This is a genomic window from Streptomyces sp. NPDC058880 (assembly GCF_042742535.1).
In the GTDB taxonomy this organism is placed as follows: Bacteria; Actinomycetota; Actinomycetes; order Streptomycetales; family Streptomycetaceae; genus Streptomyces.
The window spans coordinates 1-8,248 of record NZ_JBHYMC010000020.1 but is presented as its reverse complement, the minus strand read 5'-3'; the positions used below and the strand labels follow the sequence as shown (position 1 = coordinate 8,248).

The window sequence follows — 8,248 nt, the reverse complement described above, 5'->3', positions numbered from 1 at the left end:
TGCGTGAAGTGCCGCCTTGGCCGGACGGGGGTGGAGGGGGTCGGTGTGGACGGGTTGCGGAGCTGCGGGGGGTCGCAGCCGCCGCGGCGGCGCCCGGGGGGGGCCCCCCCCCCGCCACCGGAAGGGGTGAAGAGTCGTAACTTTCCCGTACGGTTCGCGTTCGAGCACGCTAGAAGTACAGCCTCGGACGGCCTTGCGCCCGGCGGGGGCGAGGAGCTCCCGGCGCGACCGGATCCGGTGCCCGGCCGGCTCCGGATCCAGGGTGTACCGGGACGGGGGTCACGTGTCGGGGGGAGAGGGGGCGCCGCGCGGTCGGCCGGTGTCGGAGCCGAAGGATGTCGGCCACGCCGGGGCGGCCGCACCGCGGTGAGCGGACGCCGTGCCGGGGCGGCCTCCACCCGCCCACCGGGCTCCGGGTCAGTTCCCCGGGAACGCCCAGGGGTTGGGCTTGCACTCGATGCCGTTGATGTTGAGGGACTTGGTCTGCTGCTGCATGACCGGGGCGAGGGCGCCGGGGGTGCGGCAGTTGACGTGGCCGTTGCCGAGCCGGTGGCCGACCTCGTGGTTGATGAGCATCTGGCGGTAGGCGGCCATCTGGTCCGGACCGTAGGTCTCGGAGCCCTGGGCCCACCGGAAGGCGTTGATCATCACGCGCTCGGTCTGGGCCGAGTCACAGGAGACGTTGCCGACGACGGTGTCGAGGTTGGACTTGGCGCACCAGACCCCGGTGGTGCCGGGGCTGGCCAGGGTGATCACGAAGTCGGACTCGCCGCCTGGCACCCGCTCGAAGGTCTTCGTACCGCCGTGGCCCCAGCTCCGGTCGTCGTTGAGGGTGCGGTGGACGGCCTCGGCGAAGAACATCGCGTCCAGGCCCAGGCCCTGCTCGACGTCGACGCGATAGCGCACCACCCTGCCCTTGCCGGGAGCCTTGGCCACCCCGGGCACGGTGTCGAAGGTGCCGGGACCGGTGAGTTTCGGATCGATGGGGAGCTGCGCGGCCAGCTGCTGCTCGTACGTCAGCTCGGGCGCGGGAGCGTCGGCCGACGGCGCGACGGGGGCGGCCACGCCGCCGTTCGGGGTGGGCCGGCCGTCCGAGCGGGACGCGGCCGTATCGCTGCGGTCCTTGCCGGTGGCGGTGGGCGCGCCGGCCCTGGTCTCGTCGGCGTCCGGGTCGAGGAACCCCTGGCCGGCGACGACCACCGCGAGGACGGTGGTGACCGCGGCCGCTGCCATGCCGGTGTAGGCGAGGGCCTTCTTGCCGCGGCCGGAGGCGGGCCGCTCCTCGACCGGATCGGCCGGCACCCGGGGGCCGGGCACGAGGCGGTGCGGGCCGGCCGAGGTGACGGGGGCCGGCCCGGGCGCGGTCGCGGGCTCGGACGCACGGGGAGCCGGCTCTTCGAGCGTGACCTGCGGGAAGCCCACCGCGGGCGTGCCGAAGGCCGGGGTGTCGTAGTCCCTCGGGGTGGCGGGGGACCCGGCCCGTGCCGCGGGGGCGGGACGGTCGCCGGAGCGCGGGCGGGGTACGCCCCGCCAGTCCCCGTACACGGAGTCGGGTCCGACGCCGGGGGTGCCGCCCTCGTACTGCTGGGGGTGGCCGCCGGCCCGCGCACCGTCGGCGGGCCGGTCCTGGGCCACGTATCCGTGGTGGGTGACGGTCGACTCGGGCCACCCGGCGAACGGGTCGCGGCCGCCGAAGCCGTCGCCGCCCGGGACGTCGTTGCCGAACGCGTCGTAGGCGTACCCGCCCCCGTCCCCGTGCCCGTCGGGATCCGGCTGCGCCTGCGGGCGCACCGCGGCAGGCGCCGGCGCCGGAACGGACTCCGGAGCGGGCGCCCCGGATTTTCGACTGTGTCGTCCCACGGCTCTCAGCCCCTGCCGTCTTCGGTGTCCCGGTCCGCAGCCCCCGCGCCGGTGTCGCGCAGCAGCTCCGTGAAGGCGGCGGCCACCACCTCGGGGTACTCCATCATCGCCACGTGCCCGGCCTCGGGCAGGCTCAGCAGCCGCGAACCGCGGAAGGCGGCGGCGGCCTTGTGCGCCATACGGTACGAGACCAGCTGGTCCCGGCCGCCGTAGACCAGCAGGGTCGGGGCGAGCACCCGCTGTGCCTGCCGCCACAGTCCGTGCTGGCCGCCGAGGGTGTAGGCGTCGACGATGCCGCGCGAGGTGCGGGTCATCACGTCCCAGAAGTACGGGAGCGCCATCCGGCGCTCCATCTCCTCGACGGCGTTGCGGAACCCTTCGGGAGTCACCCGGGAGGGGTCTCCGTAGCAGAGGTCCGTCACCCCCCGGGTGCGCTGTTCGGCGCTGAGACCCCGGGTCATCCGGCTGAAGAGCCCGGCCACCCCCGGCAGGGCCAGGAGCGCGGTCGGCACGGCCGACCGCTGCACGCGCAGCTCGGGAAGGGCGGGTGAGACGAGCGTCAGGGTGCGGACGAGGTCGGGACGGACGGCCGCGACCCGGGTGGAGACGGCGCCGCCGAGGGAGTTCCCGAAGAGGTGGACCGGCCCGCGCCCGGCGGCGTCGAGGTGGCGGATGACGGCGCGGGCGAACGCGGTGACGGAATAGTCGCGGTCGGCGGACGGCGGGGACCAGCCGAAGCCGGGCAGGTCCACCGCCTCCGCGTCGACGGTGTCCGCCAGCTGCTCCATGAGCGCCGACCAGTTCTGCGAGGAGCCGCCCAGGCCGTGCACGAAGAGGGCGGGCGGCAGGCCGTCACGCCGGGGCGGGCGGACCCGGACGGCCAGTTCCAGCCCGGGCAGCGCGGCGGTGCGCAGCTGCTCCCCGTCGGCCAGCCGGACCGCTCCGGCGGGGGAGGACGGTTCGGCGCTGGACCGCACGCCCGGCAGCTCGGTCGAAGACATGCGGGCAATGTTACGAGACGATCACGTTCCACTTGTTGTGTTCGCGGTCACAGTCTCATCGCGGATCCGCATAGCGGCGCCCCCGCGATCCTCCTAGGCTCGTAAGTGACACAAGGAAGCGAGGGGAGCGGCATGACTGTCGACCCTGCGGAGCCGGACACCTTCCGGGAGCGGTTTCCGGAATCCCTCGATCCTGAGGCACCCGAGGCTGATGTGGCGGAGCAGCAGGCCGATCTCCGGCCCGGCGACGACGACCCCGACTCCGGCCGCGAGGCGGGCCAGGCTGCGGACGGCGACGCCGCCGAGCAGGCGCGCGTGGTGCAGCTGGACGAGGACGACTACCGCTGACCGACCGTCGACCGACCGCTGACCAGCGCCTCCGGGCCGTCCGTACCGCGAGAAAAGTCGGCTCGAACCCTCCAGATTCGGTTACCGAAAAGTACGATGGCGGCGCGGCGCAGAGCGCCTGTGTTCTGAGAGAAAGTGGGAGGCGGCGTGACAGCCATCGAGCAGACCGAGGCAGCGCGTCCGCGGGGCACGCGACTGCCGCGCCGAGCCCGGCGCAATCAGCTGCTGGGCGCGGCCCAAGAGGTCTTCGTCGCCCAGGGCTACCACGCGGCCGCGATGGACGACATCGCCGAGCGTGCCGGGGTGAGCAAGCCGGTGCTCTACCAGCACTTCCCGGGCAAGCTCGACCTGTATCTGGCCCTGCTGGACCAGCACTGCGAGGCGCTGCTGCTGGCGGTGCGCACCGCGCTCGCCTCAACGACGGACAACAAGCTGCGCGTGGCCGCCACGATGGACGCCTACTTCGCGTACGTGGAGGACGAGGGCGGCGCCTTCCGACTGGTGTTCGAGTCCGACCTGACGAACGAGCCCGCGGTGCGCGAGCGCGTCGACCGCGTCTCGCTCCAGTGTGCGGAGGCCATCTCCGACGTCATCGCCGAGGACACGGGCCTGTCCAAGGACGAGTCGATGCTGCTGGCCGTGGGCCTGGGCGGGGTCTCGCAGGTGGTGGCCCGCTACTGGCTCTCCAGCGAGAGCCCGGTCGCCCGTGAGACGGCGGTCGGGCTGCTGACCTCGCTCGCCTGGCGCGGTATCGCCGGCTTCCCGCTGCACGGCGCGGAGTCCTGACGCCGTCCGGGCGGTGACGCGGCGGGGTCCTCGACGGATCCCCGCCGGTGTTCGCTGCCAGCGTGTCCGCTCTGCGCGGTCCGCATCCCCTCTCCGGGCTAATGTGGACCGCGTACGGCGCGGCTGATCGCGCGAACCGGATCGTCGGAGGGACAAAGCCGTGGAGGTCAAGATCGGCGTGCAGCACGCACCCCGGGAGATCGTGCTGGAGAGCGACCTGAGCGCCGAGGAGCTGGAGGGCATCGTCGCTGCCGCGCTGTCCGGCCAGGCGCCGCTGCTGAGCCTCACCGACAGCAAGGGCCGCAAGGTCCTGGTGCCGTCCGACCGCCTGTCGTACGTCGACCTGGGTGAGCCGACCACGCGCAAGGTCGGTTTCGGGGCGCTCTGAGAACTGTCCGAAACGGCCCGGTGGTTGATTCCGCCGGGCCGTTTCCGTTTCTTCCGCTTCGGGTAGGACCGCAGTGACCCGGTTTGCCCTGACGTATGGGAGAGACCTGATGCTGCTGTTGGAAGTGCTCGGCTCCGCGCTGCTGGGGCTCGCCCTGTCCGCCGCAGCCGTCCGAGGGTTCGCGCCCCGGCTTCCTTCTCGGTGGGTGGTGCTGGTCAGCGGAGTGCTGGGAGCGCTGTTCGGGGCCTATCTCACCCACTTCGCGCTGGGCCCGGGACACAACACGCTGCTGGCGACGTTCATCGGCTCGGTGCTGGTGTCGGCCGTGGTGCTGTCGCTGCTGCTCCGTCCGGCCCGCGGGCCCCGCAGGCGTCCCCACAGGACTCCGTTTTCGCTCCCGTCGCGGGGATGACCCCTGAAGCGGGCCCATGAGGCCCGTCTCGGAGGCCTCCGCACGGCATACGTCGGCCCCGGCGCGCACATGGCGCGCCGGGGCCGGCGGCGTTCGGGGACCGCCCGGTCAGGCGGCGAGGCCGAGGGCCGCCATCCGCTTGGTGTGGGCCTTGGTGATCCGGGTGAACATCTCACCGACCGCCGCGAGGTCGAAGCCCGCCGCCATCCCGTCGACGCCGCCCACCAACATGGTGGAGAGCGCGTCGCGCTCGGCGACCACGCGCTGTGCCTGCGAGAGGGCCTCGCCCATCAGGCGGCGGGCCCACAGGGCGAGCCGGCCGCCGCAGCGGGGGTCGGCCTCGATCGCGGCGCGCACCTTCTCGACGGCGAAGTTGCCGTGGCCGGTGTCGTCGAGCACGCCGAGCACGAGGGCGCGGGTGTCGGTGTCCAGGTGGGAGGCGACCTCGCGGTAGAAGTCACTGGCGATGGAGTCGCCGACGTACGCCTTGACCAGGCCCTCCAGCCAGTCGGACGGGGCCGTCTGGCGGTGGAAGGCGTCAACGCCCTGGGCGAAGGGCTCCATGGCGGCCGTGGGCTCGGCGTCGATCGTCGTGAGGCGGTCGCGGAGCCGCTCGAAGTGGTGGAACTCGGCGGAGGCCATCGCGGCGAGCTCGGCCTTGTCGTCCAGGGTGGGCGCGAGCTTCGCGTCCTCCGCGAGGCGCTCGAAGGCCGCGAGCTCCCCGTAGGCGAGCGCACCGAGCAGGTCCACGACGGCGGCCCGGTACTGCGGCGAGGCAGATGCGGTCGCCCAGTCCTGCGAGGCGATCCCGGTGGCCTCGGCGGGGCTGCTGTCGTCGGCGGGCGAGGCGTTTTCTACGGTCGGCATGCTCCGCACAATAGCCCGCCGAATGCCACCTCAAAGCACCACGTCTACTCACCGACTGTCCACCTAAACGCACCTACCCGGTGAATTCACCCGACACACCTGCGCGATTCCGGGGTACAGTGGTAATGCGCCTGCCGAATACTCGGCGGGCCATCCGAATGAGGATGCCCGGTCGGTGGCCCGATCGGCTCCAACCGACCGCCCTCGGTGTGGTGCGTACGTCCATGCGTACCGCCTCCCACGAGGGGCCCCCTCAGCGGCAGAGCGCTTGAGCGAAGGCCAGTGGTCCCGCGCAGCTTCGTACGTGGCAGTACTGCAAGCACAGCACGGTAGGACCCCCATCGCCGCCTCGCGCCGCGTCTCACAGAAGAGGCAGCACCCTGACTACGTTCCGAGACCTCGGGATCTTTCCCGAGACCGCCGAAGCCCTTGAAGCCGTCGGCATTGTGTCCCCCTTCCCCATCCAGGAGATGACCCTCCCCGTCGCCCTTTCCGGCACGGACGTCATCGGCCAGGCCAAGACCGGAACCGGCAAGACGCTCGGTTTCGGCCTTCCCCTGCTGGAGCGGGTCGTCGTCCCCGCCGATGTCGAGGCCGGGCGGGCCACGCCCGACCGGCTGACCGACGCCCCGCAGGCCCTCGTGGTGGTTCCGACCCGCGAGCTGTGCACCCAGGTCACCAACGACCTGCTGACCGCCGGCAAGGTCCGCAACGTCCGCGTCCTGGCCATATACGGCGGCCGGGCCTACGAGCCCCAGGTCGAGGCGCTCAACAAGGGCGTCGACGTGATCGTCGGCACCCCGGGCCGTCTGCTGGACCTGGCCGGGCAGCGAAAGCTCGACCTGTCGCGCGTGCGCGCCCTGGTCCTGGACGAGGCCGACGAGATGCTCGACCTGGGCTTCCTGCCCGACGTCGAGAAGATCATGGCCTACCTGCCCGCGAAGCGTCAGACGATGCTGTTCTCGGCGACCATGCCGGGCGCGGTCATCGGCCTCGCCCGCCGGTACATGACGCAGCCGACGCACATCCGCGCCGTCTCCGAGGACGGCGAGGGCGCGACCGTCGCCAACATCACGCAGCACGTCTTCCGTGCACACAACATGGACAAGCCGGAGCTGGTCTCCCGCATCCTGCAGGCCGAGGGCCGCGGCCTGGCCATGATCTTCTGCCGCACCAAGCGCACGGCGGCCGACATCGCCGAGCAGCTGGAGCGGCGCGGCTTCGCATCCGGCGCCGTCCACGGCGACCTGGGCCAGGGCGCGCGCGAGCAGGCCCTGCGGGCGTTCCGCAACGGCAAGGTCGACGTGCTGGTGTGCACCGACGTCGCCGCGCGCGGCATCGACGTCGAGGGTGTGACGCACGTCATCAACTACCAGACGCCGGAGGACGAGAAGACCTTCCTGCACCGTGTCGGCCGTACCGGCCGCGCGGGCAACAAGGGCATCGCCGTCACCCTGGTCGACTGGGACGACATCCCGCGCTGGCAGCTGATCAACAAGGCGCTGGGGCTGGACTTCCACGATCCGGTCGAGACCTACTCCACGTCGCCGCACCTGTTCGAGCAGCTGAACATCCCGGCCGGTACCAAGGGCGTCCTGCCGCGCACCGAGCGCACGCGGGCCGGCCTGAAGGCCGAGGAGCTCGAGGACCTGGGCGAGACCGGCGGCCGCGGCGGCCGGGCCGCCAAGGCCGCCACGGTGGTCGAGGAGCGTCCGGCCCGTACCCGCACGCCGCGCCAGCGTCGCCGTACGCGGGGCGGGGCCGAGGTCGGCGCCGAGGCCGCAGCCGTGTCCCCGGTGCCCCCCGTGGTCGAGGAGGCGCAGGCACCGGCCGGCGACGAGCCGCGCAGGCCGCGCCGCCGCCGGACCCGGGTGGGTGCGGTACCGGTGCAGTCCGCCCCAGCGGCGGTGGCCGAGGCCCCGGTGGCCGAGGCCCCCGCGGCGGAGGTGACCCCGGTCGCCGAGGAGGCCCCGGCCAGGCCGAGGCGCACGCGCACCCGCAAGGCCGTCGAAACGGCCCCGGAGCCGGACTTCCAGATGGCCCCCCTCGTCGAGCCGGCGCCCGTCCGGGCGCGCCGCCCGCGCAGGGTCGTCGAGACGACACCGGAGCCGGACTTCCAGATGGCTCCGCCCGTCGAGCCGGTTCGGGCGCGCCGCCCGCGCAGGGCCGCGGCCGCTCCGGTGACCCCGGCCGCCGAGGCCCCGGCGGTCGCCGTGGCCGAGGAGGCTCCGGCCAAGCCGAAGCGCACCCGCACCCGCAAGACCGCCGAAGCCGCCCCGGTCGCCACCGACGCCACCGCCGTGGCCGAGGAAGCTCCGGCCAAGCCGAAGCGCACCCGCACCCGCAAGACCGCCGAAGCCGCCCCGGTCGCCACCGACGCCACCGCCGTGGCCGAGGAGGCCCCGGCCAAGCCGAAGCGCACCCGCACCCGCAAGACCGCCGAAACCGCCCCGGTCGCCACCGACGCCACCGCCGTGGCCGAGGAGGCCCCGGCCAAGCCGAAGCGCACCCGCACCCGCAAGACCGCGGCCGCGCCCGAGGCATAGGACCCGGCACCTGCGCGGACGGCCCCGGCCCCCTTCCGAG

General features: G+C 73.3%; 8 protein-coding genes. 5 read left to right on the top strand and 3 right to left on the bottom strand.

The window, feature by feature from the left end; translation table 11 throughout:
* Window positions 1-417: 417 nt before the first annotated feature.
* Both ACFW2G_RS14480 and ACFW2G_RS14475 read right to left on the bottom strand, forming a co-directional pair.
* Window positions 418-1,791, bottom strand: a complete 1,374-nt coding sequence (locus tag ACFW2G_RS14480) for a DUF3152 domain-containing protein (protein WP_384584344.1) — start codon at window positions 1,789-1,791, stop codon at window positions 418-420.
* A gap of 74 nt (window positions 1,792-1,865) precedes the next feature.
* Window positions 1,866-2,861 carry an alpha/beta fold hydrolase gene (locus ACFW2G_RS14475; protein ID WP_037919552.1) on the bottom strand — a complete coding sequence of 332 codons (996 nt, stop codon included), beginning with the start codon at window positions 2,859-2,861 and terminating at the stop codon, window positions 1,866-1,868.
* A gap of 132 nt (window positions 2,862-2,993) precedes the next feature.
* On the opposite strand from ACFW2G_RS14475, the gene ACFW2G_RS14470 reads away from it, so the two are divergent.
* From ACFW2G_RS14470 to ACFW2G_RS14455, 4 genes are all read left to right on the top strand, one after another.
* Window positions 2,994-3,209 (top strand): hypothetical protein, encoded by a 216-nt coding sequence (locus tag ACFW2G_RS14470; RefSeq protein WP_037919550.1) that lies wholly within the window; start codon window positions 2,994-2,996, stop codon window positions 3,207-3,209.
* 147 nt (window positions 3,210-3,356) lie between these two features.
* Window positions 3,357-3,995: a TetR/AcrR family transcriptional regulator gene (locus tag ACFW2G_RS14465; protein WP_037919547.1), complete on the top strand. Its 639-nt coding sequence runs from the start codon at window positions 3,357-3,359 to the stop codon at window positions 3,993-3,995.
* 160 nt (window positions 3,996-4,155) lie between these two features.
* Window positions 4,156-4,383 carry a DUF3107 domain-containing protein gene (locus ACFW2G_RS14460; protein WP_037919546.1) on the top strand — a complete coding sequence of 76 codons (228 nt, stop codon included), beginning with the start codon at window positions 4,156-4,158 and terminating at the stop codon, window positions 4,381-4,383.
* 109 nt (window positions 4,384-4,492) lie between these two features.
* Window positions 4,493-4,795 carry a hypothetical protein gene (locus ACFW2G_RS14455; protein ID WP_172671288.1) on the top strand — a complete coding sequence of 101 codons (303 nt, stop codon included), beginning with the start codon at window positions 4,493-4,495 and terminating at the stop codon, window positions 4,793-4,795.
* Window positions 4,796-4,903: 108 nt separating this feature from the next.
* Here ACFW2G_RS14455 and ACFW2G_RS14450 read toward each other — a convergent pair whose 3' ends face one another.
* Entirely contained in the window at window positions 4,904-5,662 is a 759-nt protein-coding gene (locus tag ACFW2G_RS14450) for a ferritin-like fold-containing protein (protein WP_384453058.1), read from the bottom strand.
* Window positions 5,663-6,132: 470 nt separating this feature from the next.
* Here ACFW2G_RS14450 and ACFW2G_RS14445 point away from each other — a divergent pair, with 470 nt between their 5' ends.
* Complete coding sequence (locus ACFW2G_RS14445; RefSeq protein ID WP_384680934.1) at window positions 6,133-8,208, top strand: DEAD/DEAH box helicase; 2,076 nt, start codon at window positions 6,133-6,135, stop codon at window positions 8,206-8,208.
* Window positions 8,209-8,248: the final 40 nt, after the last annotated feature.

Excerpts from the sequence above, each read along its gene's own strand:
- ACFW2G_RS14475 (WP_037919552.1), bottom strand. The coding sequence starts at position 2,861 with ATGTCTTCGACCGAGCTGCCGGGCGTGCGGTCCAGCGCCGAACCGTCC.
- ACFW2G_RS14470 (WP_037919550.1), top strand. The coding sequence starts at position 2,994 with ATGACTGTCGACCCTGCGGAGCCGGACACCTTCCGGGAGCGGTTTCCG.
- ACFW2G_RS14455 (WP_172671288.1), top strand. The coding sequence starts at position 4,493 with ATGCTGCTGTTGGAAGTGCTCGGCTCCGCGCTGCTGGGGCTCGCCCTG.
- ACFW2G_RS14450 (WP_384453058.1), bottom strand. The coding sequence starts at position 5,662 with ATGCCGACCGTAGAAAACGCCTCGCCCGCCGACGACAGCAGCCCCGCC.
- ACFW2G_RS14445 (WP_384680934.1), top strand. The coding sequence starts at position 6,133 with ATGACCCTCCCCGTCGCCCTTTCCGGCACGGACGTCATCGGCCAGGCC.